Genomic DNA, 21310 nt, shown 5'->3' with positions numbered 1-21310 from the left:
CGGTGCGCGGTGTCGGCTAGAGCACGGCCCGGAGCTGGTCGGCGATGACCGCGATCCGGCCGAGCACGCCGTTGACGAACCGCGGCGAGTCGTCCGTGGAGAGGCCCTTGGCCAGCTCCACGGCCTCGTCGATCGCGACCGCGTCCGGCACGTCCGCCGCCCACAGCAGCTCGTAGAGCCCGATCCGCAGCACCGCGCGGTCGACCGCCGGCATGCGCTGGAGCGTCCAGCCCTCCGCGTGCTCGGAGATCAGGTCGTCGATGCGCGCCCGGTGCGCCGTGACGCCCTCCACCAGGACGATCGTGTAGTCGTTCACCGGCGGCACGTCCGTCGAACCGACCCGGTCCGCGAGCAGCGTCACCGGGTCGGCACCCCGCAGGTCGGCCTCGTAGAGGACGTCGACCGCGCGTTTGCGGGCCTTGCTCCGTGCGCCCATCTCAGCCGTTCACTCGGCCCAGGTAACGGCCGTCGCGGGTGTCGACCTTGATCTTCTCGCCGGTGGTGACGAACAGCGGCACCTGGATCTCCGCGCCGGTCTCCAGCGTGGCGGGCTTGGTGCCGCCGGTGGAGCGGTCGCCCTGCAGGCCCGGGTCGGTGTGCTGGATCACGAGCTCGACCGAGGTCGGGAGCTCGACGTAGAGCGCGACGCCCTCGTGCATGGCGACGATCGCTTCCTGGTTCTCCAGCATGTAGTTCGCCGCGTCGCCGACCGTCTCGGCCGGGATGCTGATCTGGTCGTAGGTGTCGCCGTCCATGAAGACGAAGTCGGCGCCGTCCTTGTAGAGGTAGGTCATGCCCCGCTTGTCGACGGTGGCCGTCTCGACCTTGGTGCCCGCGTTGAAGGTCTTGTCCACGACCTTGCCGGACAGGACGTGCTTCAACGTGGTGCGCACGAAGGCGCCGCCCTTGCCCGGCTTCACGTGCTGGAACGCGGTGACGGTCCACAGCTGGCCGTCGAGGTTCAGCACCAGGCCGTTCTTCAGGTCGTTGGTGGTGGCCACGGTGGTGGGCTCTCCTGTTGCGTGAGTGGAGGACGACGTCGGCGGGACCGACGATCCGCTTCAGATGACCACGAGCTCCTTCGTGGTCAGGGTGAGGAGCTCCGGGGCGCCTTCGCGCACCACGAGCGTGTCCTCGATGCGGACACCACCCTTCCCGGCCAGGTACACACCGGGCTCGACGGTGACCGCCATGCCGGGCAGAAGTGTACCGTCACCCGCCTTCGACAGCGCTGGAGCCTCGTGGATCTGCAGGCCGACGCCGTGCCCGAGGCCGTGCAGGAACTCGTCGCCGCGCCCGGCCTCCTCGATCACGCCGCGCGCCGCGGCGTCCACGTCCGCGAACGGCGTGCCGACCCCCAGCGCGGCCCGGCCCGCCGCCTGCGCGGCCGCGACCAGTTGGTACAGCTCCCGCTGCCAGTCCGCGGCCCGGCCGACGACCAGCGTGCGGGTCATGTCGGAGTGGTAGCCGTCGACCAGCGCGCCGAAGTCCAGCTTGACGAAGTCGCCGTCGCGGACCACCGCGTCGGTGGGCCGGTGGTGCGGCACGGCCGAGTGCGCGCCGGCGGCCACGATCGACTCGAACGACGGCCCGGCCGCGCCGTGGTCGAGCATGCGGCTCTCCAGCTCGCGGGCGATCTCGCGCTCGGTGCGGCCCGGCCGCAGGCCGCCGTGCTCGATCAGGTCGGCCAGCGCCCGGTCGGCCGCCGCGCACGCCATGCGCAGCGCCTCCACCTCGGCGTCGTCCTTGACCAGCCGCAGCCGTTCGACCAGGTCGGCGGCGCGCACCAGCTCCGCGCCGGCGGCGGCGTCGGCCAGCGCGTCCAGCCCGTCCACGGTGACGTGGCCGCTCTCGAACCCGATCCGGCCCGCCCCCGCCTTCACCGCCCGCTCGACCAGCGCCACGTCGCACGGCCGGTCGATGACCCGCTCCAGGTCGGGCACCTGGGCGGCGGCCTGGGTGAGGTAGCGGCCGTCGGTGCAGAACACCGCGGCCTCGTCGGCGTCGGCCCGCACCAGCAGCGCCGCGTTCGACCCGGTGAACCCGGTCAGGTAGCGGACGTTGAGCAGGTTGGTCACCAGCAGGGCGTCCAGCTCCCGGTCCCGGAGCGTGGCGCGCAGGGCGGCGCGGCGAGTGGAGTGCGGCATGTCCAGCAGCGTAAGGCCCGGTGGACCACCTCACCGTGACACTCGATCGGGTGAACCGTGCTGAATCGTGCGACTGGACGCGTGACGGACCGTGCCGGGCTGGGACGGGCGACCGGCCGCGCTTAGGGTGGGGTGCATGCGCGCGTGGCTGGTCCGAGGGTTCTGGCTGGGGTTGTTCCACGGCGGGGTGCAGACCGGCACCTCGGCGGTGGGCGTGCACAGCCCCGAGGCGGCCTCGTCGACCCGGTACATCGCGATCGGGCTGGTCGTCGTCATCGGCGCGCTGTGGGGCGCGCTGGACGCGTGGCGGGGTCTCGAAGGCCGCGGCGTGGTGTGGTTCGCCGCCGCGCTGGTGGCCGGTCCGCTGGCCGGGGTCACGGGCGTGGTCGGCCGGTCGCTGGTGGACCAGACCGGGCTGGAGTCGCTCGGCCCGGCGCTGACCGGCGGCGCGGCGTTCACCGCGTTGCTGGTCATGGCCGCGGCGGCGGTCGGGATGGGCGTGGGCAACGCCCTGCCCCAGCCCGACCAGGCCCGGACCCGCTAGCCCGCCACCAGCTCCACCTCGAAGCCGTCGGTGTTCTCCAGGTAGGCGGCGTAGTGCTCCGGGCCGCCCGCGTGCGGGTACCGGTCGGCGAACAGCGGCGACCACCCGTGGCCGGTCGCGGCGGCGGCCAACCGGTCCACCTCGGCCCGGCCCGCGACGTGGAACGCCAGGTGGTTCAGACCCGTGCCGAGCCGGTGGTGGGCGTCCAGCGCGGGCGAGTGCTCGACCACCAGGTACGTGGGGCCGAGCCGCCAGCTCACGCCCGCCGACCAGCGCTGGTGCTCGACCCAGCCCAGCTCGCCGAGCAGCCAGCCGATGCTGCGCTCGGCGCGGGCCAGGTCGGGCACCCACAGCTCGACGTGGTGCAGCTGACCGGCCGTCACAGCAGGACGCTGCCGCCCGACTTCGGCTCGTTCGCGACCGCGGAGTAGGCCGCCGCGATGAGCGCCGGGTCCGGGCCCTCCAGCCGACCGGGCTTGGCCAGGCCGTCGAGCACCACGAACCGCAGCACGCCCGAGCGGGTCTTCTTGTCGGTCTTCATGCCCTCCAGGAGCTGGCCGAGCGCGTCCGGGTCGTAGCCGGTCGGCAGGCCGAGCGAGGACAGGATCGAGCGGTGGCGGTCGGCGGTGGCGTCGTCCAGCCTGCCCGCGAGGCGGGCCAGCTCGGCGGCGAACACCAGGCCGACGCTGACCGCCGCGCCGTGCCGCCAGCGGTAGCGCTCGCGGCGCTCGATGGCGTGCGCCAGGGTGTGGCCGTAGTTCAGGATCTCCCGCAGGTCGGACTCGCGCAGGTCGGTCGACACCACGTCGGCCTTGACCTGGATCTTGCGCCGGACCAGCTCCTCGATCACCTCGCCGGACGGGTCCAGCGCGGCCTGCGGGTCGGCCTCGATCAGGTCGAGGATCACCGGGTCGGCGATGAAGCCGCCCTTGACCACCTCGGCCATGCCCGCGACCAGCTCGTTGCGCGGCAGCGTCTCCAGCGTGGCCAGGTCGACCAGCACGGCGCTCGGCTCGTAGAACGTGCCGACCAGGTTCTTGCCCGCGTCGGTGTTGATGCCGGTCTTGCCGCCGACCGCGGCGTCCACCATGCCCAGCAGCGTGGTCGGCACGTGGACCAGCTTCACGCCGCGCATCCAGGTGGAGGCCACGAAGCCCGCCAGGTCGGTCACCGCGCCGCCGCCCAGGCCGATCACGACGTCGGTGCGGCCGAGGCCGATGCGCCCGAACACGTCCCAGCAGTACCCGGCGACCCGCAGGTCCTTGCCGTCCTCGGCGTCGGGCACCTCGACGCGGTGCGCGTCGATCCCGGCGGCCTCCAGCTCGCCGCGGACCACCTCGGCGGTCTCGGCCAGCGTGGGCGTGTGGACGATCGCCGCCTTGGCCGTGCCCTTCAGGGACTCGACCAGGTCGCCGAGCAGGCCGCGGCCCACCACCACGTCGTACGGTCGTTCCGCGGCCACGCGGATCCGCACCGGCTCGCCCATCACCACTCCCCTCGTCGGGTCACCATTCGACCACGTCCGCTCCCAGGGCGTTCCCGCCCCACACCCCGGCCAGCACGTCGGCCTGCTCCTTGACGGCCCGCCGTGCCGAGCCCTTGACCTCCGACCAGCCCGTGACCTGGAACGTCACCGTGCGCCCGCAGAACTCGTGCCGCCACGCGCCCGCGACGCGGCCGTGCAGCACGAGCGCGCCGGGGCTGCCGACGGGCCGCCACACCCGCTTGGCCACGTCCGGGTCGGCGACCAGGTGCCGCGGGCCGAGCAGGTAGGGGTCGCGCGGGAACAGCAGCAAGCCGGCGGGCGGGTCCGGCGCTTCGGCGACGTCCTCGGCGGCGAGGTCTTCGGCGGCGAGCAGCCGCTTGCCGTCCACCCGGACCGGGCGCAGGTCGGGCCAGGCGTCCTGCGGGCCCGCGCCGAGCCACTTCTCCGCGTCGGCCTTGGCGAACGGGCCGACGAGCCGCGCGTAGTCGCGCAGCAGCGTCGGCTCGCCGGGCTCCTCGACGTCCGGTCTCGCGGTCGGGCGGCGGAAGACGAGCTTCGGGCCCAGGTGCTCGAGCTCGATGCCCGCGAGGAGGGTGGCCAGGCGGAACACGTTCTCGATGACGTGCTCCGCGCGACAGGTCGGGCAGTGCGGGGTGACGACGGCGGGCAGCAGCGGGCTGATCGCCGCGGACAGCTCGCCCTTGGTGGCCGTCTCGCCGGGGAACTCGCGGTGCAGGAGGTCGACGACCAGGTCCACGTGCTCCAGGCCGGGCACGGGGTGCGCGCCGCACCAGGCGGCCAGTTGCCGCGGGGTGCGCGGCCGGAGCCGGCGGCGCAGCGCGGGCAGGTCGTCGCGGCGGTGCAGGTGCGGCGCGCCGCGCAGGCTCAGCACCCGGACCAGGTCCTCGACGCCCGCACGGCGTCCTCGCACGCCCAACGCCGCCGCGCCGGTCTTCGGCGGGCTGTCCACCACTCCCAGCGGCAGCACCGCGTCGGGGTCGTCGCCGTGCAGGCCCTGCGCAGCGGCGCGGTGCGCGAGGACCTGTGCCCCGGTCAGGTCCACTCAGGTCCCTTGCGCCGGCTCCGTCGGGCGCAGCACCGCGTCGACCACCTGCTCCGGGGTGAGGTCGTCGGTGAGCACCTCGATCGTGGCGACTTCCCGGTACAGCGGCAGGCGGGCGTCCAGCAGGGACTTGAACGTGGCACGCGGGTTCACGCCCGCCAGCAGCGGGCGCGCGGTGGACAGGCCGGTGCGCCGCACGCCCTCGGCCGTGCCGACGTTGAGGAAGACCACGGTGTGGTCGGCGAGCCGGCCGCGGGTGGTCGGGGACAGCACCGCGCCGCCGCCCAGCGCGAGCACGCCGTCGTGGTTCTTCAGCCCTTCGGCGACGGCTTCTTCCTCCATCGCGCGGAACGCGGGCTCGCCGTCGTCGGTGAAGATGTCGGAGATCGGCTTGCCCGCAGTGGCCACGATGTCGTCGTCGGTGTCGCGGAAGGCGACGCCGAGTCGTTCGGCGAGCAGCAACCCGACCGTCGTCTTGCCGGCCCCGGGCGGGCCGAGCACGACGTAGCGCGGGCTCACAGGCCCTCCCAACGCGCTTCCAGCGCCTCCAGGTAGGAGGCGACGTTGCGCTTGGTCTCGGCGATCGAGTCGCCGCCGAACTTCTCCAGCGCGGTCTCGGCCAGCACCAGCGCCACCACGGACTCCAGCACCACGCCCGCGCGCGGCACCGCGCACACGTCCGAGCGCTGGTGGATCGCGACCGCGGGCTCTCCCGTTCGGACGTCCACAGTGGACAGCGCACGGGGCACCGTCGAGATCGGCTTCATGGCGACGCGCACCCGCAGCGGCTCGCCGTTGGTGATGCCGCCCTCCAGGCCGCCCGCCCGGTTGGAGCGCCGCGTGACGCCCTTCACGCCGGTGCCGCGGTCGATCTCGTCGTGCGCCTGGCTGCCCCACCGCTCGGCCGTGGTGAAGCCGTCGCCGATCTCCACGCCCTTCATCGCCTGCACGCCCATCAGCGCGCCGGCCAGCCGGGCGTCGAGGCGGCGGTCCCAGTGCACGTGCGAGCCGAGGCCCGGCGGCAGGCCGTAGGCGATGACCTCGATCACGCCGCCGACGGTGTCACCGGCCTCCTTCACCGCCTCGACCTCGGCCACCATCGCCTCCGTGCCGCGCGGGTCGAAGGCGCGGACCGGGCTGGCGTCGACGGCGGCCAGGTCGCCCGGGCCGGGCACGGGCGCGTCGGCGGGCGTCTTGGCCTTGCCGATGGAGACGACGTGGCTGACCACGTCCACGTCGAAGACCTGCTTGAGGAAGTGGCGCGCGACCGTGCCGAGGGCGGTGCGGGCGGCGGTCTCGCGGGCGCTGGCGCGTTCGAGCACCGGGCGGGCCTCGTCGAAGCCGAACTTCTGCATGCCGGGCAGGTCGGCGTGGCCGGGGCGGGGCCTGGTCAGCGCCTCGTTGCGGCCGGTCGGCTTGAGCTCGGACGGGTCGACCGGGTCGGCGGACATCACCTTCTGCCACTTGGGCCACTCGGTGTTCCCGATCCGGACCGCGATCGGGCCGCCCTGCGTGAGCCCGTGGCGGACACCGCCGAGGATCTCGACCTCGTCGGCCTCGAACCCCATGCGCGGGCTGCGGCCGAAGCCGAGTCGGCGGCGCTCGAGTTGAGCGGTCAGGTCGGCAGTGGTGACCTCGACCCCGGCGACCATGCCTTCCAGCACGGCGACGAGGGCCGGTCCATGGGACTCCCCAGCGGTGATCCAGCGCAGCACGACGACGATCCTTCCACAGTGTGAACAAAGGCCGGACGTCCAGGTCACGCGCGTCGGACGTGTCCCGCCAGGTGGACGCTCAGCCGGCTCCGACCGCGCTGCGCAACGCCCGGACCAGGGCGTCCGACGCGATGTCCCAGGACAGCCCCGACGAATCGGCCAGGTTCAGCCGCAGCGGTTCCCCGAGCCGGTCGAACACCACCGCGAGCTCCACCCCGGTGAACCGGTGCCACCGCGGCGGCCAGTCACCCGGCAGCGCCTTCGGTGAAGCGAACGCGTCGACCACCGCGCCCCGCGTCACGAGGTGCCCGCGGGGCGGGCGCGCGGGATCCGCCGGCAACACCAGCTCCGCCGCGAGCACGGCCGGGAGCAGGTCGTCCTGGGCCAGCTCCCCCTGGTGGACGAGCCGCAGCACGGCTTCCAGCTCGTTGGCCGGCTCGACCTCGGCGGGCTGGTCCGCGACGGGTGCGGACGCGGCGGCCCCGGGTGGGGCGGGCGGTGCGGTGGCTCGGGGCGGGGCGGGGTTCGGGGGTGCGGAGGGAAGGGCCGGCGCAGGTGGCTCGGCGGCCACCGACCCGGCGGGATGGGCCGGCGCGGAAGGGGTGGTGGCCATCGGGCCGGTACCCACGGGTCCGGTCGGGCGGGCAGGGGCGGGCGGGCCGGGAGGTGCGACACCGGGTGGCGCGACGGGGTGGGCAGGCGCGGGTCGACCGGCAGTCGCCGCCCCGCTACCCGTGGGCAGGCGGGCAGGCACCGCACCGGCTGGTGCGGCGGGGCGGGTGGGCGTCGGTGGAGCGGTGGCGCTCGTGGTCGAGGGAGCGGCGGTGGGTGGGGCCGGGCGGTAGCGGGGGTTGGGGACGTACTGGTCGGTGATCTCGCCCCGACTGTCCACGAGGTACCGGCCGATCACCGCCTCGGCCGGGGGGATGGCGGTGGAGACGCGGTGGTTCGGGTCGACCACGTGCAGCCAGGCGTTCGGGGTCGTGCGCGCCCTCGCCCGCATCTCGGGGGTGATCGGTGGTCGGTTCATTTCCGCCTTTCGCCGTGCGCGGTCGTGGGTTCGTGCCACGATGGCCGCGTTTCTCGACCGACCGATGTAGGGAACCATGACCGACCCGCACCAGTACGTCGAACGCTTCGAACAGCAGCTCCAAGACGCGCAGCGCAAGGCCGACGCGATCCAGGGCGCCTTCCGCGAGTCCCGCGCCGAAGCGCGCAGCCCCGACGGGGCGGTCGTGGTGGCCGTCGCCTCGGGCGGGCGGATCGAGTCCCTCCAGCTCACCCCGAAGGCGATGGACCTCGGCCACACCACGCTCGGCCGCACGATCATGGACACGATCCGGCGCGCGCAGGTCGAAGCCGCGCGCAAGATCGAGGAGTCGGTGCGCCCGCTGCTCGGCGACGGCGAGAGCATGCGTTACCTGCGCGAACAGGTCGAGCAGGGCATCGCGGTGATCGACCCGGGTGCTCCGCCGCCCGAGCAGCCGACGGCGAAGCGCCCGGCGAACCGCGACGACGACGACTTCGAAGGCGGCACGTTCCTGCGATGAGCGGTTTCGAAACCAGGGCCGACGCGGTCGAGGCGCACGGCAAGCTGCTGTCCGACCAGCTCGCGGCCGACCTCCAGGAGGCGGTCTCCGCCTCGCACACCAAGCTCGGCGCCGACGTCATGGGGCTGATCTGCCAGGTGTACACGTTCGTGTTCGACGACGAGTTGCGGCAGGCGCAGGACCTCGTCGCCAAGCTGCCCGCGGCGGTGGAGACCACCGGGGTCGAGCTCAAGGCGACCGCCGCCACCTACCGCGACGTCGACGGCGGCAACGCCACCGGGTTCGAGGGGATCAACGCGTGACCAACGAGCTGATCGCCAAGCCGCAGAAGGACACCAAGGTCCTGACCGGCGCCGGCCCGTTCGACACGGCCGAGGACCTCGTCCGCGACATCGCGCTGCCGTTCCAGGAGGGCAAGTCGATCGACCCGGTCGCGCTGGGCATCGACTCGGCCGCGATGGCGATGGACGTCGCGGGCGCGGTCGCCGACCCGCTGGGCACGCTCGCGTCGTCGGTGGTGGGCTGGATCATCGAGAACGTCGAGTTCGTGCGCAAGCCGTTCGACGACCTGGCGGGCGACCCGGCCGCCATCGAGGCCGCCGCGACCACGTGGACCAACATCGGCGCGCGACTCAAGGAGGTCCAGGAGGCGCAGCAGGCCGACCTGACCAAGCTCGCCGGGTGGACCGGACCCGCCGCCGACGCCTACAAGCAGCGGGCGGGCGACCTGATCACCGGCCTGGCGAACTCCGCCGAGGCCGCCGAGTCGGCCGCGAACAAGATCAAGGTCGCGGCGGCGCTGGTCGCGGCGACCCGCACGCTGATCCGCGACCTGCTCGCCGACCTCGCCGGCACGCTGATCGCCTGGGGCATCCCGGCGGCGGCTGCCGCGGTGCCGTCCGCGGGCGCGTCGATCGCGGCGTTCATCACCCGGGCGATCACCAAGGCCGTGCAGATCGGCGGCAAGGTCGCCCAGTTCCTGAAGAAGCTGTTCGGCGCGCTGGACAAGCTCTCCGCGCTGGCCAAGCGCGCGGGCAGCGCGATGCGCAAGCAGTCCGACGACCTGGCCGCGCTGGCGCGGCAGGCGCCGAACACCCCGCACGGCAACCAGACCGCCGCCGACCTGCTGCACCGCTCTACCACGCGGGCGTCCCGGGCGGACGGCCTCGACTCGGCGGGTGACCGCCTCGCCGACACCGCGACGCGCGGGCGCGACTCCCTCGACAACGTCACCCGCCGCGCCGACGACTGGGCCGCGAACACCAACCAGCGCGTCGGCGACTGGGCCGACCGCGTCAAGCAGGGCGGACCGGCGCGGCAGCAGAAGGTCGAGGACCTGTACGCCAGGCTCGGCCAGCCACCGCTGAGCACGCGCAGCGCCGACATGCCCGACCCCGGCAACGGCGTGCAGCGCGCCGGCGACCGGGTGGACAGCCGCACCGGCGGCGGCATCCTGGACGGCCAGAACTGGGTCCGGGCCGTCGCCAGCCGTGACATCGGCCACCTCATGCCCACGCCCGGCGACCTCGTGGCTCCCGTCAAGGAAGGCGCGAAGGAGCTGAACAAGCAGTTCCTCGCCGACGACGACCAGAAGTGGAACGAGCATGACCGCCCGCAGTAAGCGCTCCCGCCGCCTGCGGGCCCTCGGCTTGTTCCTGGTCGGCGCCTACTGCGCCTTCTTCAGCTTCGTCGTGTTCAGCATCGGCCGGGAGAGCGAGCCGTACTCGGGCGACGGGAGCCGGGAGGTCGACGGGCGTGCCCAGGACGTCACGTGCTCGCGCAACTGGCTCGTCCTCGGCGCCACCTGGTCGTGCGACGCGACCGTGGTCACGCCCGACGGCGGTCGCCACCGGTTCTCCAGCTTCGCGAACAGCCTGTCCCCCGAGGACGAGGGCGCGGAGATGACCGCCGACCGGACCCGCAGCGGCAAGAAGGCCACCACCTTCCACCGCACGAACGGGCCCACGGTGAACACGCTCGGGATGGTGGTCGGCGGGTTCGGCGGCATCGGCCTGGCGATCATCGGGCCGATCGTCGTGCTGGCGCGCAAGCGCGAGGACGCCGCCTCACCCGGCTGACACCGCGACCACCCACGTCGCCGCCAGCAGACCCGGCCCGTGCGGTAAGCCCCCACCACGCCACCACAGGCCCAGCACGAGCGTCACCGCGCTCGCCAGCACGGCGGCGAGCGGGAGGGCCAACCAGGAGACCGAGGCCAGCACCGCGCCCAGCGGCCCCGCCAGCTTCACGTCTCCCCCACCCATCGCCGACGGTGCCAGCAGCCGGACCAGCAGGTGGAAGCCGCCGAACAGCGCACCGCCGGCCAGCGCGCGCAACGGATCGGCGTCGCACAGCCACAACGTGACGCCGATCGCCGGGTACGCGGGCAGCGTCAACGCGTCCGGCAGGCGGCGGTGACGCAGGTCGGTCACGGTCAGCAGCACGCCGAGCCACCCCAGCAGCAGCGGCACGGGCAGCCACGACGGCGGGGCCAGCGCCCAGGCCACGAACCACAACACCGCCGTCGGCACGGCGCACCACAGCCAGCACACGTCCGCTCCGCGAGGCAGGCGGCGCAGCAACCCGGCGCCCGCGGCGCCGGCCAGGAAACCCGAGATGACCACGGGACCAGCGTCGTCCCGGGTTCACCGGGGGCGCAACGAGAAGCGCGGGTGAATGGTCCATTCACCCGCGCTCGTCCGTCCGGGGACTCAGCGCTGCCAGGAGAACAACGCGTCGCCCGGGGCCACCGGGCCACCGGCCTGGTCCAGCACCGCCTCCGGCGTCGCGTCCAACGCGATCACCGGGCAGATCGGCGCGTACCCCGCCGCCTCCACCTCGGCCGGGTCCCACGTCACCACGGGCTGCCCCGCGCGCACCGCCTCACCCTTGACCACGTGCAGCGTGAAGCCCTCGCCCTTGCGCTTCACCGTGTCGATCCCGAGGTGCACCAACACCGCCGCGCCCTCCGAAGTGGCCACGACGAACGCGTGCGGGTGCAGCGTCACCACGGTCCCGTCCACCGGCGACACGACGTCCGCGCGCCCCCGGTCCGGCTCGACCGCCACCCCCGGACCCACCATGGCCTGCGCGAACACCGGGTCCGGCACCTCGGTCAGCGGCACCACGCGGCCGCCGACCGGGCTGACCACGCGCAGCGTCACAGGAGGTCCTCGATGTCGCTGGCGATCGTGTCGGCCTCCGGCCCCACGACCACCTGCACGACGTTGCCCGCCCGCATCACGCCGTGCGCGCCCAGGCCCTTCAAAGCCTTCTCGTCCACCAGGGAACCGTCTTCCAGCTCACAGCGCAGGCGCGTGATGCACGGCTCGATCTCCACGATGTTGTCCGCACCGCCGAGCGCGGCGAGGATCCGCTCCGCCTTGTCGTCCGCCACTTGAAGTCCTCTCTCGACACCTGGCCTGAGGGTGCCACCGCTCGGGCACGGTCCCGTAACGGCGGTTGACACCCGGTCGGCGCGCGGAGCATCCTCCCCGCACCAACTGGTCTAGACCGGAAAGTACCAATCCCGGTGTGGACGCGCGAGCACCGGGGAGGTGTCATGAGCCGCAACCAGATCGTCGACGGGCCGAAGCCCAAGCACGCCCAGCTCCGCGACATCCTGCGGCGCATGGCGGAGCAGGAGCTCCCGCCCGGCTCGCCCATCCCGTCCGAACGCGACCTCGCCCAGCAGTACGGTGTGTCCCGCATCACAGTACGCGCCGCCGTCGGACAGCTCGTCGCCGAGGGCCTGCTCACCAGGGCGAAGGGCCGGGGCACGTTCACCGCCCGGCGCCGCATGGACGTGCAGCTGTACCTGGAGTCCTTCACCGACGACATGCGCCGTCGCGGCATGATCCCGGCGACCGAGGTGGTGGTGTGCCGCGAGGAGACGCCGTCGCCCGAAGCCGCCGCCGCGCTCGGCCTGCTGCCGCCCGAACCGGCGTGCCGCCTGGTCCGCGTCCGGCTGGCGGACGGCGTGCCGCTGGCCGTCGAACGCGGCTGGTACAACCCGCGCGTCGTGCCCGACCTCGACCAGCACGACCTCACGGCCTCGCTCTACACCCTCATCGCCGACACCTACGGGGTCCAGCTCGACCACGCGGCCCAGACCGTGTGGGCCGAGGGCGCCGATCCCGAAACCGCGAAGCTGCTGGGCGTCCGCACCGGCAGCTCGCTGCTCGTCTTCCGCCGGGTCTCCAGCTCACGAGGCAGGCCCGTCGAGGACATGACGTCCTGGTACCGGGGCGATCTCTACCAGGTGACCATGCAATTGGACCGGACCGACCCGGAATCCGGCCCGAACCACTCCGCCAAGGGAGGTACCCCATGAGCGCCAGCGCCCCACAGGCGACCGGCGGTCGTGAGATCAAGGGCCTGGCCGGGCTCCAGCGCTTCGGTCGCAGCCTCATGCTGCCGATCGCCGCGCTGCCCGTAGCCGCGCTCCTGCTGCGACTCGGCCAGGACGACATCCTGGGCAAGGACGGGCTGGGCTGGAACGCGGTGGCCGGCGTCATCGGCGGGGCGGGCAACGCCCTGTTCGCCAACCTGCCGCTGCTGTTCGCCGTCGGTGTCGCGATCGGCTTCGCCAGGCGCGGCGACGGTTCCACCGCGCTGGCCGCGGTGGTCGGCTTCGTGGTGACCGAAGCCGTGTTCAAGGCGATGTCGCCGCTCGTGCTGCCGCTGCCGGCGGACGCGGCGGCGGACGCCAAGCAGGAGCTGATCAACTACTCGGTGCTGACCGGCATCGTGGTCGGCTTGATCACCGCGGTGCTGTGGCAGAAGTACCACCGCATCAAGCTGCCCGCCTACCTGGCCTTCTTCGGCGGCCGGCGGTTCGTGCCGATCCTGGTCGCGGGCGTGATGATCCCGGTCGCGGTCGTCATGGGCCTGATCTACCCGTGGTTCGACGCCGGCCTCACCTCGGTGGGCGAGGCGATCTCGGGCAGCACGATCATCGGCGCGGGCATCTACGGCACCATCAACCGCCTGCTGCTCCCGCTGGGCCTGCACCACATCCCGAACACGTTCATGTGGCAGGTCTTCGGCGAGTACGAGGGCAAGACCGGCGACATCCAGCGGTTCTTCGCGGGCGACCCGTCCGCGGGCACGTTCATGACCGGCTTCTTCCCGATCTTCATGTTCGCGCTCCCGGCGGCGGCGCTGGCCATCGTGCACACCGCGCGGCCGGCGCAGAAGAAGGTCATCGCGGGCATCATGGGCTCGGCGGCGCTGACCGCGTTCATCACGGGTGTGACCGAGCCGCTGGAGTTCGCGTTCATGTTCGTGGCGTGGCCGCTGTACGTGATCCACGCGGTGCTCACCGGCACGTCGCTGGCCATCAGCAACGCGCTCGACATCCACAGCGGGTTCGGGTTCTCCGCGGGCGCCATCGACTACGCGCTCAACTTCAACATCTCGACCAAGCCCCTGCTCATCCTGGTGCTGGGCGTGATCTACGCGGCCATCTACTACTTCCTGTTCCGCTTCGTCATCACCAAGTGGAACCTGAGGACGCCGGGCCGCAACGAGGACGAGGACCCGGAAGCCGACCCGAGCGTCGTCGACGGCGAGCAGACCGCCAAGACCGCGAAGGGCGACAGGGAAGGCCGGTCGGACGCCACCGCGTCCTGACCCGGCGAGCAGAGCAACGAGAGGAACGGGTCATGCCTGAGCGACGGGTCACCGTGGCGAGCAAGGTCGGACTGCACGCGCGCCCTGCCGCACTGCTGGCGAAGGCGGCGGCCGGGCAGCCGGTGAAGGTCACCATCCGCAAGGACGACGGCCAACCGGTCGAGGCGGCGAGCGTGCTGGGCCTGATGACGCTCGGCGCGATGCACGGCGACGAGGTCGTGCTGGCCGCCGACGGCGACGGCGCGGACGCCGCGCTGGAGGCGATCGCGGAGATCATCGCCACCGACCTCGACGGGGGCTGATTCCCTCAGCACGCACCGCTGGGCCCTGCTCGCACGTTCGCGAGCAGGGCCCAGCGGCGTTCCGAGCGTTGAATTCAGGGGTCCTGAACGTAGGACTCTCGGGACCTGAACGTAGGACTCTCGGGACTTGGGGGTTCGACTCGCGGGGGTGGGAGGATGTCGGGGTGGGGGCGGTGGTGGTGATCACGGGGGCGATGGCGGCCGGGAAGTCGACGGTGGCGCAGTTGCCGGCGGAGGCGTTGCCCAGGGCGGCGCACGTGCGCGGTGACGTGTTCCGGCGGATGGTGGTGTCGGGGCGGGCGGAGGTGCGGCCCGACGACGCGGAGGCCGAGGCCCAGTTGCGGCTGCGCTACCGGCTGTCCGCGATGGTGGCCGACGAGTACGCCGCGCACGGGTGGACCGCCGTGGTGCAGGACGTCATCCTCGGCGACCACCTCGCGGAGTACGTCGACGCCGTGCGCACGCGGCCCCGGTACGTCGTGCTGCTCGCGCCGTCGGCCGACGCGCTGAGGGCCCGCGAGGAGCAGCGCGCGAAGACCGGGTACGGCGACGCGTGGACGGTCGAGGACCTCGACCGCGGCCTGCGCGAGGGCACGCCGCGCCTCGGGCTGTGGCTCGACACCACCGAGCAGACCCCCGACGAGACCGTGCGCACGATCCTCGACCGCTTGGACGACGCCCGCGTCGACTGACGGCTAGATCGGCAGCGGCAGGATGTCGTCCGTGGCGGCGCGGAGGGCGGCGCGCATCGCCTCGCGCGGCGCCGGCCGGCCGGTGAACTGCTCGGACTGGCCGAACGCCTGGTGCAGGAGCATGTCCAGCCCGGTGGCCAGGGTGCGACCGCGCGCGGTCACCGCCTCCGCCAGCGGCGTCGGCCACGGGTGGTAGATGACGTCCAGCACGCACGGCGCTTCCGCCAGCGCCGTGGCGATCGGCCCGGTCGCGTCCGGCGGCACGGTGCTGATCAGCACGTCCGACGACGAGGCCAGCGCGGCGAAGTCCGCCGCGTCCCAGGTGACCACGTCGAGGGCCAGGCCCAGGCGCGACGCGCACGACTCCGCCTCCGCCGCCCGGCTCGCCGAGCGGACCACCAGCGACACCGAGCGGACCCCGACCGACGCCAGCGCCACCAGCGCCGCCGTCGCCGTGCCGCCCGCGCCCAGCAGGACCGCGCGCGTGCCCGACGTGAAGCCGCACGACGCGCGCAACGCGCCCAGCACGCCGTCCACGTCGGTGTTGTCCGCACGCCACCCGCCGTCGACCGGCACGAGCGTGTTCGCGGCCCCCACCCGCACGGCCCGCTGCGTCGCGGAGGTCGCCACGGCCAGCGCGGCGCGCTTGTTCGGCATGGTCACCGACAGCCCCGCCCACGCCGCGTCCAGGCCCGCGACCAGCGACGGCACCCCGTCGGCCGCGCACTCGACCCGCGTGTACTCCCAGTCGGACAGGCCCAGTGCCGCGAACGCGGCGTTGTGCAGCACCGGGGACAACGAGTGGGCCACCGGCGAGCCGATGACCGCCGCACGGCGCGCCACGGTCAGAAGACGCCTTCCTCTTGCGCCCTCTTCGACACGGCGCGGTGCTCGTCGTAGGTGTTCGTGAAGCACGAGGTGCCGTCCTTCTGGCACTTCACGAAGTACATCCACGGCCCGTCCTCGGGCGTGATCGCGGCGGTGATCGCCTCCCGGCCGGGTGAGCCGATCGGCGTCGGCGGCAGGCCCTGCACCTGGTAGGTGTTGTACGGGCCGGACTTCTCGCGGTCCTCGTCGCTGGTGGTGATGATCGGCCGGTCCAGCTTGTAGTTGACCGTCGAGTCCAGCTCCAGCTTCTGCGGCTTCGCGAGCCGGCTGTAGATCACCCGCGAGATCTTGCCGAAGTCCTTGGTCAGACCTTCCTTCTCGATCAGCGACGCGATGACCAGCACCTCGTACGGCCGGAAGCCCGTCTTGCCCGCGCCGCTGGGGATGCCGTAGCCCTGCAACCGGCCCAGCGACGTGGCGATCACGCTGTTGAGCAGCTCGACCGCGTTCGCGCCCGGCTTCAGGTGGTACAGGCCCGGCACGATCAGCCCCTCGAGCCGGTTCTCCTTCGGCGCGGCGGCGACGTCCGGAGCGGCCCAGTCGGGGATGCCGAGCGCGGCCGGGTCGGCGTTCTCCGCCGCGTCGCGCAGCTCCTGCGGCGTCACGCACTGCTTCGCGCCGCCCAGCTCCACGCACGACGCCTCGGACAGCCGCGACAGCACGCCGGGGGTGACCTTGCCGTCGGGCGCGGTGATGTCGTGCAGCACGTAGCCGCCCTTGACCTCCAGCGGCACGACCTTCGACGCCGGGTCGACCATCCGCGCCACCGCGGCCTCGCCCGACATCCTGGTCTTCATCAGGTAGAACCCGGGCTGGATGGCGGTGACCCGGGCGTCGTTCGCGCCCGCCTCGGTGAACGCCCGCGAACTCGCCACCACGCCCTGGTCCTTGAGCGTGGTCGCGATGGTGGTGACCAGGTCGCCGTCCTTGACCTCGACCACCACGTCCGCCTCGCCCGCGCCGGCGAAGTCGTCGTACGAGCCGATGCCGCTCAGCGTGCGGTACCCGTAGTACGCGCCGACGCCGCCGCCGGTCAGCACCAGCGCCACCACGACCCACAGGATCGTGCGCTTGCGCCGGCGCTTGGCACGGCGGGCCGCGGCGTCGCTCCTGCCACGCGCCGCCCGCTCGTCCTGGCGGGTGTCGGGATCGGTGAACAACCCGAGGTCGTCGTTCACGAGCCGTCCTTAGCTCCGGGGGCCCGCTCCGCGGCGGAGCGAGCCACTTGTCGCGCCCGTGCGTCCAGCCAGGACTGCAGGATCTCGACCGCGGCAGCCTGGTCGACCACGGCGCGCTGCTTCTTGCCGCGCACCCCGCGCTCGGCGAGCACCCGGCTCGCCGTGACGGTGGTCAGCCGCTCATCGGTGAGCCGCACCGGAACCGGTGCGACGCGCTCGGCCAACGCCGCAGCGTACGCCGCGGCGGTCTCCGCCGCCGGCCCGTGCTTGCCGGCCAGCGTGCGGGGCAGGCCGACCACGACCTCGACCACGTCGTGCTCGGTGACCAGGCCGGCCAGGTCACGCAGGTCCTGTCCGGTCTTCACGTCACGCGCCAGGGTAACCAGTGGCGTCGCCAGGAACGCGCCGGGATCGCTCAACGCCACCCCGACGCGCACCGCGCCGACGTCGACGCCCAGCCTCCGACCGAGGCCGGGGTCGTCGACGCCGGGGCGGTCAGCGCTGCTCAAGGGCGCGGTCCACCTCGGTGCGCAGGGCGGCGATGGCGTCGTCGACACCGGCCGGGTTCGTGCCGCCGCCCTGGGCCAGGTCCGGCTTGCCGCCGCCACGACCACCGACGGCCGGGGCGAACGCCGGCACCAGCCTGCCGGCGGCCAGGCCCAGGTCGCGGGCGGCGGACGTGGTGGCCACCACGAAGCTGACCTTGTCGCCGTCCGGGGCGAACAGGCCGACCACGCCCGGCTTGTCGCCGAGCCGGTTGCGCACCTCGCCGGCGATGGTCCGCACGTCGGCGCCCGACGTGCCCTCCGGCAGCCGCAGGGCCACCAGGGACACCCCGCGCACGTCCAGGGCCTGCTCGGCCAGGGACCCGGCGTTGGCGACGAGCTGGGCGGCCTTGACCTTCTCCAGCTCCTTCTCGGCCACCCGCAGCCGCTCCACCAGGGCCTCGACCCGGGCGGGCACCTCGGCGTCGGGCACCTTCAGCATGGCGGCGACGTTCTGCACCAGGGCCCGCTCCTGGGCCAGGTACTTGAACGCCTCGATGCCGACGTAAGCCTCCAGGCGGCGCACGCCGGAGCCGACCGACGACTCGCCGATCACCGTGATCGGACCGATCTGGGACGAGTGCTCGACGTGCGTGCCACCGCACAGCTCGCGCGACCACGGCCCGCCGATCTCGACCACGCGCACGGTCTCGTCGTAGGTCTCGCCGAACAGGGCGACGGCGCCCATCTCCTGGGCCCCGCCCATGTCGGTGTAGACCACGCGCACCGGCAGGTCCTTGCGGACGGCCAGGTTGGAGACCTCTTCGATCTCGCTGCGGGCCTCCTCGGACAGGCCGCCGGTCCAGGCGAAGTCCAGCCGCAGGTAGCCCGGCTTGTTGTACGAACCGCTCTGCAGGGCGGACGGGCCGAGCACCTGGCGCAGGGCGGCGTGCACGACGTGCGTGCCCGAGTGGCCCTGGCGGGCGCCGACGCGCCACTCCTGGTCGACCCTGGCCTCGACGTGCTCACCCTCGGCGACCTCGCCGCTGACCACGCGCACCTGGTGCACCCACAGCTTGCGGGCGACCTTCTGGACGTCCACGACCTCCAGCTCGGCGTTGGCCGTGACGATCGTGCCGGCGTCGCTCTCCTGGCCGCCGGACTCGGCGTACAGCGGCGTGCGGTCGAGCACGACCTCGACGATGTCGCCTTCCTTGGCCGAGCGGACCCGCTTGCCGCCGCTGACGATGCCGCGCAGGGTGGCCTCGCTGGCCAGCTCGGTGTAGCCGGTGAACTCGGTGGCGCCGAGCTCCAGCAGCTCCCGGTACACGGTCTGGTCGCCGTGGCCGGTCTTCTTGCCGGCGGCGTCGGCCTTGGCGCGGGCGCGCTGCTCGGCCATCAGCTTGCGGAACCCGTCCTCGTCCACGGTCAGGCCGGCCTCGGCGGCCATCTCGAGGGTGAGGTCGAACGGGAACCCGTAGGTGTCGTGCAGCTGGAACGCCTTGTCACCGGGGAGGGTGGCGCGGCCGTCGGCCTTGACCTGCCCGGCGGCCGTCTCGAAGATCCGCGACCCGGCGTCGAGCGTGCGCAGGAACGTGTCCTCCTCGGCCTTGAGCACCTGCTCGATGCGGGCGAAGCCGGAGACCAGCTCGGGGTAGGAGGGGCCCATGGCGTCGCGCACGACCTCGGCGAACTGCACGAGGACCGGCTCGGTCACGCCCAGCAGGCGGGCCGAGCGGACGATGCGGCGCAGCAGGCGGCGCAGCACGTAGCCGCGGGCCTCGTTGCCGGGCGTGACGCCGTCGCCGACCAGCAGCACGCCGCTGCGGGCGTGGTCGGCGATGACGCGGAAGCGCACGTCGTCGGTCTCGTTGGCGCCGTACTTGCGGCCGGAGAGCTGCTCGGCCTTGGTGATGACGGTGCGGACGAGGTCGGTCTCGTAGACGTTGTCCACGTCCTGGAGCAGCATGGCGACGCGCTCGACGCCCATGCCGGTGTCGATGTTCTTGTCCGGCAGCTCGCCGAGGATCGGGTAGTCCTTCTTGGCGCCGCCCTCGCCGCGGACGTTCTGCATGAAGACGAGGTTCCAGATCTCCAGGTACCGGTCCTCGTCGACGACCGGGCCGCCTTCCTTGCCGAAGGCAGGGCCGCGGTCGTAGTAGATCTCCGAGCACGGGCCGCACGGGCCGGGCACGCCCATCGACCAGTAGTTGTCCTCGATGTCGCGGCGCTGGATGCGCTCGGGCGGCAGCCCGGCGACCTTCTGCCACAGGCCGGCGGCCTCGTCGTCGTCCAGGTAGACGGTCACCCAGATGCGCTCGGGGTCCAGGCCGTAGCCGCCGTCGGCGACCGGCTTGGTGACCAGGTCCCAGGCCAGCCGGATGGCGTCTTCCTTGAAGTAGTCGCCGAACGAGAAGTTGCCGGCCATCTGGAAGAACGTGTTGTGCCGGGTGGTCTTGCCGACCTCGTCGATGTCCGGGGTGCGCACGCACTTCTGGATGCTGGTCATCCGCGGGGCGGGCGGCGGGGCCTCGCCGAGGAAGTACGGCTTGAACGGCACCATGCCGGCGTTGACGAACAGCAGGTTCGGGTCGTCGAGCAGGAGCGAGGCGCTGGGCACGTACTTGTGGCCGGCGTTCTCGAAGTGCTCGCGGAAGCGCTTGATGATCTCGTGGGTCTGCACGGGTCTTGTCCTTCGGGAGTGTGGAAGTCACGTCGGCCGAGCCGACGATCGGGCGCGGCGAGGCGAACGAACGGCCTACCTGGCGTCGTTCGCCCTGCGCGCTCGCCGACCCGGCGTGAAGCCCGTCTGACGTTCCACGGTGTCCTGCAACTCCTGTTCGCGCTCCGACATCCCCGCCCGCACCTCGGCGCCGAACGAGCCGATGGCGCCCGCGAGCTCGCGCAGGCCCTGGCCGACGTTCTCGCCGATGCCGGCCGGCGTGGCGGCGTGCGCGGCCTGGCCCGCCTTGCGGGTGGCGAACACGCCCGCGGCGATGCCGAGCCCGAACCAGAACAGCCGCCTCATCGCCTGCCCCTGCGTCGAGTGTGCTTGCTGGGAGCCTCCTTGGCCGCGCGCCGGGCGCGGATGGCCTTGCTGACGCCGTAGGACAGCGCGGCGGCCTTGACCAGCGGCCCGCCCAGGGTCGCGGTGAACAGCGAGGTGAGGGCGGAGACGTTGCCGGTGACCGCGCGGGCGTTGGCGGTGATCCCGTCCACCCGCTCCAGCTGCGTGTTCACGTGCGTGATCGTCGTGTTCGCGCCGGTGAAGAGCGGGTCGCTGTTCTGGTGCGCCTTGCGGATGGCGATGGTGGCCTCGTCGAGCGTCCGGCCCAGCTTGATCAACGGGATCGCCAGCAGGAGCACAAGCAGCACGAACGCGCCGGCGGCGACCAGCGCGGCGATCTGCCCTGGCGACACGGATCCTCCTGGTGGATTGCAAGGCTCAAGGTGGTGGCCAAGGTTACCGCGACCCCGCCGGCGCCTCCGAACGAGATCGGGGCAGGGGGCTGTGCCACGTGGTGGGACGGCGGACAAGACCCCCCATTTGGCCGTCGATTCGATCGTGGTCGCGGCGGCTAGCGTGGGCACGCGAGTGATCGTCACACCACGGATGGTCACGGAGG

At 72.9% G+C, this 21310-nt stretch carries 27 protein-coding genes; 9 read left to right on the top strand and 18 right to left on the bottom strand.

Annotated elements, in window-relative coordinates; genetic code table 11:
* Positions 1-16: 16 nt before the first annotated feature.
* Genes nusB through ACIQMJ_RS31485 form a run of 3 tightly spaced genes read right to left on the bottom strand, consistent with a single transcriptional unit; the run spans position 17 to position 2147 of the window.
* The gene (gene nusB, locus ACIQMJ_RS31495) at positions 17-436 is read right to left on the bottom strand and encodes a transcription antitermination factor NusB (protein ID WP_387496251.1); all 420 of its coding nucleotides are present in this window, start codon (positions 434-436) and stop codon (positions 17-19) included.
* Between the two features lies 1 nt (position 437).
* Positions 438-1001, bottom strand: a complete 564-nt coding sequence (gene efp, locus ACIQMJ_RS31490) for an elongation factor P (protein ID WP_073893456.1) — start codon at positions 999-1001, stop codon at positions 438-440.
* Between the two features lie 60 nt (positions 1002-1061).
* A complete protein-coding gene (locus tag ACIQMJ_RS31485) occupies positions 1062-2147 on the bottom strand; it encodes a M24 family metallopeptidase (protein WP_499764626.1) in 1086 nt (361 codons plus the stop codon).
* Positions 2148-2283: 136 nt separating this feature from the next.
* Between ACIQMJ_RS31485 and ACIQMJ_RS31480 the strand changes: the two genes are divergently transcribed.
* Positions 2284-2691, top strand: coding sequence for a hypothetical protein (locus ACIQMJ_RS31480; RefSeq protein WP_499764625.1), 408 nt, complete (start codon positions 2284-2286; stop codon positions 2689-2691).
* Here ACIQMJ_RS31480 and ACIQMJ_RS31475 read toward each other — a convergent pair.
* The 6 genes from ACIQMJ_RS31475 to ACIQMJ_RS31450 form a co-directional block, all read right to left on the bottom strand.
* Complete coding sequence (locus tag ACIQMJ_RS31475) at positions 2688-3074, bottom strand: VOC family protein (RefSeq protein ID WP_499764624.1); 387 nt, start codon at positions 3072-3074, stop codon at positions 2688-2690. The two genes, ACIQMJ_RS31480 and ACIQMJ_RS31475, sit on opposite strands and share 4 nt — an antisense overlap.
* Positions 3071-4177, bottom strand: coding sequence for a 3-dehydroquinate synthase (gene aroB / locus ACIQMJ_RS31470; RefSeq protein ID WP_499764623.1), 1107 nt, complete (start codon positions 4175-4177; stop codon positions 3071-3073). Before aroB ends, ACIQMJ_RS31475 begins: the two co-directional genes overlap by 4 nt.
* 19 nt (positions 4178-4196) lie before the next feature.
* Complete coding sequence (locus tag ACIQMJ_RS31465; protein WP_499764622.1) at positions 4197-5240, bottom strand: DNA glycosylase AlkZ-like family protein; 1044 nt, start codon at positions 5238-5240, stop codon at positions 4197-4199.
* Entirely contained in the window at positions 5241-5759 is a 519-nt protein-coding gene (locus tag ACIQMJ_RS31460; RefSeq protein ID WP_499764621.1) for a shikimate kinase, read from the bottom strand.
* Positions 5756-6955, bottom strand: coding sequence for a chorismate synthase (gene aroC / locus ACIQMJ_RS31455; protein WP_499764620.1), 1200 nt, complete (start codon positions 6953-6955; stop codon positions 5756-5758). Before aroC ends, ACIQMJ_RS31460 begins: the two co-directional genes overlap by 4 nt.
* Positions 6956-7034: 79 nt before the next feature.
* The gene (locus ACIQMJ_RS31450) at positions 7035-7985 is read right to left on the bottom strand and encodes a hypothetical protein (protein WP_499764619.1); all 951 of its coding nucleotides are present in this window, start codon (positions 7983-7985) and stop codon (positions 7035-7037) included.
* A 76-nt stretch (positions 7986-8061) separates the two neighbouring features.
* Here ACIQMJ_RS31450 and ACIQMJ_RS31445 point away from each other — a divergent pair, with 76 nt between their 5' ends.
* Genes ACIQMJ_RS31445 through ACIQMJ_RS31430 form a run of 4 tightly spaced genes read left to right on the top strand, consistent with a single transcriptional unit; the run spans position 8062 to position 10583 of the window.
* Positions 8062-8505, top strand: coding sequence for a YbaB/EbfC family nucleoid-associated protein (locus tag ACIQMJ_RS31445; RefSeq protein ID WP_499764618.1), 444 nt, complete (start codon positions 8062-8064; stop codon positions 8503-8505).
* The gene (locus tag ACIQMJ_RS31440; RefSeq protein ID WP_499764617.1) at positions 8502-8807 is read left to right on the top strand and encodes a hypothetical protein; all 306 of its coding nucleotides are present in this window, start codon (positions 8502-8504) and stop codon (positions 8805-8807) included. The genes ACIQMJ_RS31445 and ACIQMJ_RS31440 overlap by 4 nt, the downstream gene beginning before the upstream one ends.
* On the top strand, positions 8804-10126 hold the full coding sequence (locus tag ACIQMJ_RS31435) for a WXG100 family type VII secretion target (RefSeq protein WP_499764616.1): 1323 nt from the start codon (positions 8804-8806) through the stop codon (positions 10124-10126). The genes ACIQMJ_RS31440 and ACIQMJ_RS31435 overlap by 4 nt, the downstream gene beginning before the upstream one ends.
* Entirely contained in the window at positions 10110-10583 is a 474-nt protein-coding gene (locus tag ACIQMJ_RS31430; RefSeq protein WP_499764615.1) for a DUF6346 domain-containing protein, read from the top strand. The genes ACIQMJ_RS31435 and ACIQMJ_RS31430 overlap by 17 nt, the downstream gene beginning before the upstream one ends.
* On the opposite strand, the gene ACIQMJ_RS31425 is transcribed toward ACIQMJ_RS31430, so the two are convergent.
* From ACIQMJ_RS31425 to ACIQMJ_RS31415, 3 genes are all read right to left on the bottom strand, one after another.
* Positions 10572-11129 carry a prepilin peptidase gene (locus ACIQMJ_RS31425; protein ID WP_499764614.1) on the bottom strand — a complete coding sequence of 186 codons (558 nt, stop codon included), beginning with the start codon at positions 11127-11129 and terminating at the stop codon, positions 10572-10574. The two genes, ACIQMJ_RS31430 and ACIQMJ_RS31425, sit on opposite strands and share 12 nt — an antisense overlap.
* An 87-nt stretch (positions 11130-11216) precedes the next feature.
* A complete protein-coding gene (locus ACIQMJ_RS31420) occupies positions 11217-11669 on the bottom strand; it encodes a PTS sugar transporter subunit IIA (protein WP_499764613.1) in 453 nt (150 codons plus the stop codon).
* Complete coding sequence (locus tag ACIQMJ_RS31415) at positions 11666-11902, bottom strand: PTS sugar transporter subunit IIB (RefSeq protein ID WP_033427848.1); 237 nt, start codon at positions 11900-11902, stop codon at positions 11666-11668. Before ACIQMJ_RS31415 ends, ACIQMJ_RS31420 begins: the two co-directional genes overlap by 4 nt.
* Before the next feature lie 165 nt (positions 11903-12067).
* On the opposite strand from ACIQMJ_RS31415, the gene ACIQMJ_RS31410 reads away from it, so the two are divergent.
* The 4 genes from ACIQMJ_RS31410 to ACIQMJ_RS31395 all read left to right on the top strand — a co-directional run bounded on the left by ACIQMJ_RS31410 (position 12068) and on the right by ACIQMJ_RS31395 (position 15133).
* Positions 12068-12838, top strand: a complete 771-nt coding sequence (locus tag ACIQMJ_RS31410) for a GntR family transcriptional regulator (RefSeq protein WP_499764612.1) — start codon at positions 12068-12070, stop codon at positions 12836-12838.
* A complete protein-coding gene (locus ACIQMJ_RS31405; RefSeq protein WP_499764611.1) occupies positions 12835-14139 on the top strand; it encodes a PTS transporter subunit EIIC in 1305 nt (434 codons plus the stop codon). Before ACIQMJ_RS31410 ends, ACIQMJ_RS31405 begins: the two co-directional genes overlap by 4 nt.
* 32 nt (positions 14140-14171) lie before the next feature.
* Positions 14172-14441, top strand: a complete 270-nt coding sequence (locus ACIQMJ_RS31400) for an HPr family phosphocarrier protein (RefSeq protein WP_499764610.1) — start codon at positions 14172-14174, stop codon at positions 14439-14441.
* A gap of 164 nt (positions 14442-14605) precedes the next feature.
* Positions 14606-15133, top strand: a complete 528-nt coding sequence (locus ACIQMJ_RS31395) for an AAA family ATPase (RefSeq protein ID WP_499764609.1) — start codon at positions 14606-14608, stop codon at positions 15131-15133.
* Between the two features lie 3 nt (positions 15134-15136).
* On the opposite strand, the gene ACIQMJ_RS31390 is transcribed toward ACIQMJ_RS31395, so the two are convergent.
* The 6 genes from ACIQMJ_RS31390 to ACIQMJ_RS31365 all read right to left on the bottom strand — a co-directional run bounded on the left by ACIQMJ_RS31390 (position 15137) and on the right by ACIQMJ_RS31365 (position 21104).
* Complete coding sequence (locus tag ACIQMJ_RS31390; protein WP_499764608.1) at positions 15137-15976, bottom strand: shikimate dehydrogenase; 840 nt, start codon at positions 15974-15976, stop codon at positions 15137-15139.
* Positions 15977-15978: 2 nt separating this feature from the next.
* Positions 15979-17199, bottom strand: coding sequence for an endolytic transglycosylase MltG (mltG, locus tag ACIQMJ_RS31385; RefSeq protein WP_499764607.1), 1221 nt, complete (start codon positions 17197-17199; stop codon positions 15979-15981).
* A complete protein-coding gene (gene ruvX / locus ACIQMJ_RS31380) occupies positions 17196-17708 on the bottom strand; it encodes a Holliday junction resolvase RuvX (protein ID WP_141982380.1) in 513 nt (170 codons plus the stop codon). The genes mltG and ruvX overlap by 4 nt, the downstream gene beginning before the upstream one ends.
* Positions 17695-20367, bottom strand: a complete 2673-nt coding sequence (alaS, locus tag ACIQMJ_RS31375; protein ID WP_499764606.1) for an alanine--tRNA ligase — start codon at positions 20365-20367, stop codon at positions 17695-17697. The genes ruvX and alaS overlap by 14 nt, the downstream gene beginning before the upstream one ends.
* A 75-nt stretch (positions 20368-20442) precedes the next feature.
* Positions 20443-20712 carry a hypothetical protein gene (locus tag ACIQMJ_RS31370; RefSeq protein WP_073893430.1) on the bottom strand — a complete coding sequence of 90 codons (270 nt, stop codon included), beginning with the start codon at positions 20710-20712 and terminating at the stop codon, positions 20443-20445.
* Complete coding sequence (locus ACIQMJ_RS31365) at positions 20709-21104, bottom strand: DUF948 domain-containing protein (protein ID WP_387496189.1); 396 nt, start codon at positions 21102-21104, stop codon at positions 20709-20711. The genes ACIQMJ_RS31370 and ACIQMJ_RS31365 overlap by 4 nt, the downstream gene beginning before the upstream one ends.
* Positions 21105-21310: the final 206 nt, after the last annotated feature.

The organism is Actinosynnema sp. NPDC091369 (assembly GCF_044757065.1).
Lineage (GTDB): Bacteria > Actinomycetota > Actinomycetes > Mycobacteriales > Pseudonocardiaceae > Actinosynnema.
Note: the sequence above shows the minus strand (reverse complement) of the source record. Positions and strands in the feature narration are given on the sequence as shown.

Coding starts and splice junctions, on each gene's coding strand:
- nusB (WP_387496251.1), bottom strand. CDS start 436: ATGGGCGCACGGAGCAAGGCCCGCAAACGCGCGGTCGACGTCCTCTAC.
- ACIQMJ_RS31485 (WP_499764626.1), bottom strand. CDS start 2,147: ATGCCGCACTCCACTCGCCGCGCCGCCCTGCGCGCCACGCTCCGGGAC.
- ACIQMJ_RS31480 (WP_499764625.1), top strand. CDS start 2,284: ATGCGCGCGTGGCTGGTCCGAGGGTTCTGGCTGGGGTTGTTCCACGGC.
- aroB (WP_499764623.1), bottom strand. CDS start 4,177: ATGGGCGAGCCGGTGCGGATCCGCGTGGCCGCGGAACGACCGTACGAC.
- ACIQMJ_RS31450 (WP_499764619.1), bottom strand. CDS start 7,985: ATGAACCGACCACCGATCACCCCCGAGATGCGGGCGAGGGCGCGCACG.
- ACIQMJ_RS31445 (WP_499764618.1), top strand. CDS start 8,062: ATGACCGACCCGCACCAGTACGTCGAACGCTTCGAACAGCAGCTCCAA.
- ACIQMJ_RS31440 (WP_499764617.1), top strand. CDS start 8,502: ATGAGCGGTTTCGAAACCAGGGCCGACGCGGTCGAGGCGCACGGCAAG.
- ACIQMJ_RS31430 (WP_499764615.1), top strand. CDS start 10,110: ATGACCGCCCGCAGTAAGCGCTCCCGCCGCCTGCGGGCCCTCGGCTTG.
- ACIQMJ_RS31410 (WP_499764612.1), top strand. CDS start 12,068: ATGAGCCGCAACCAGATCGTCGACGGGCCGAAGCCCAAGCACGCCCAG.
- ACIQMJ_RS31405 (WP_499764611.1), top strand. CDS start 12,835: ATGAGCGCCAGCGCCCCACAGGCGACCGGCGGTCGTGAGATCAAGGGC.
- ACIQMJ_RS31400 (WP_499764610.1), top strand. CDS start 14,172: ATGCCTGAGCGACGGGTCACCGTGGCGAGCAAGGTCGGACTGCACGCG.
- ACIQMJ_RS31370 (WP_073893430.1), bottom strand. CDS start 20,712: ATGAGGCGGCTGTTCTGGTTCGGGCTCGGCATCGCCGCGGGCGTGTTC.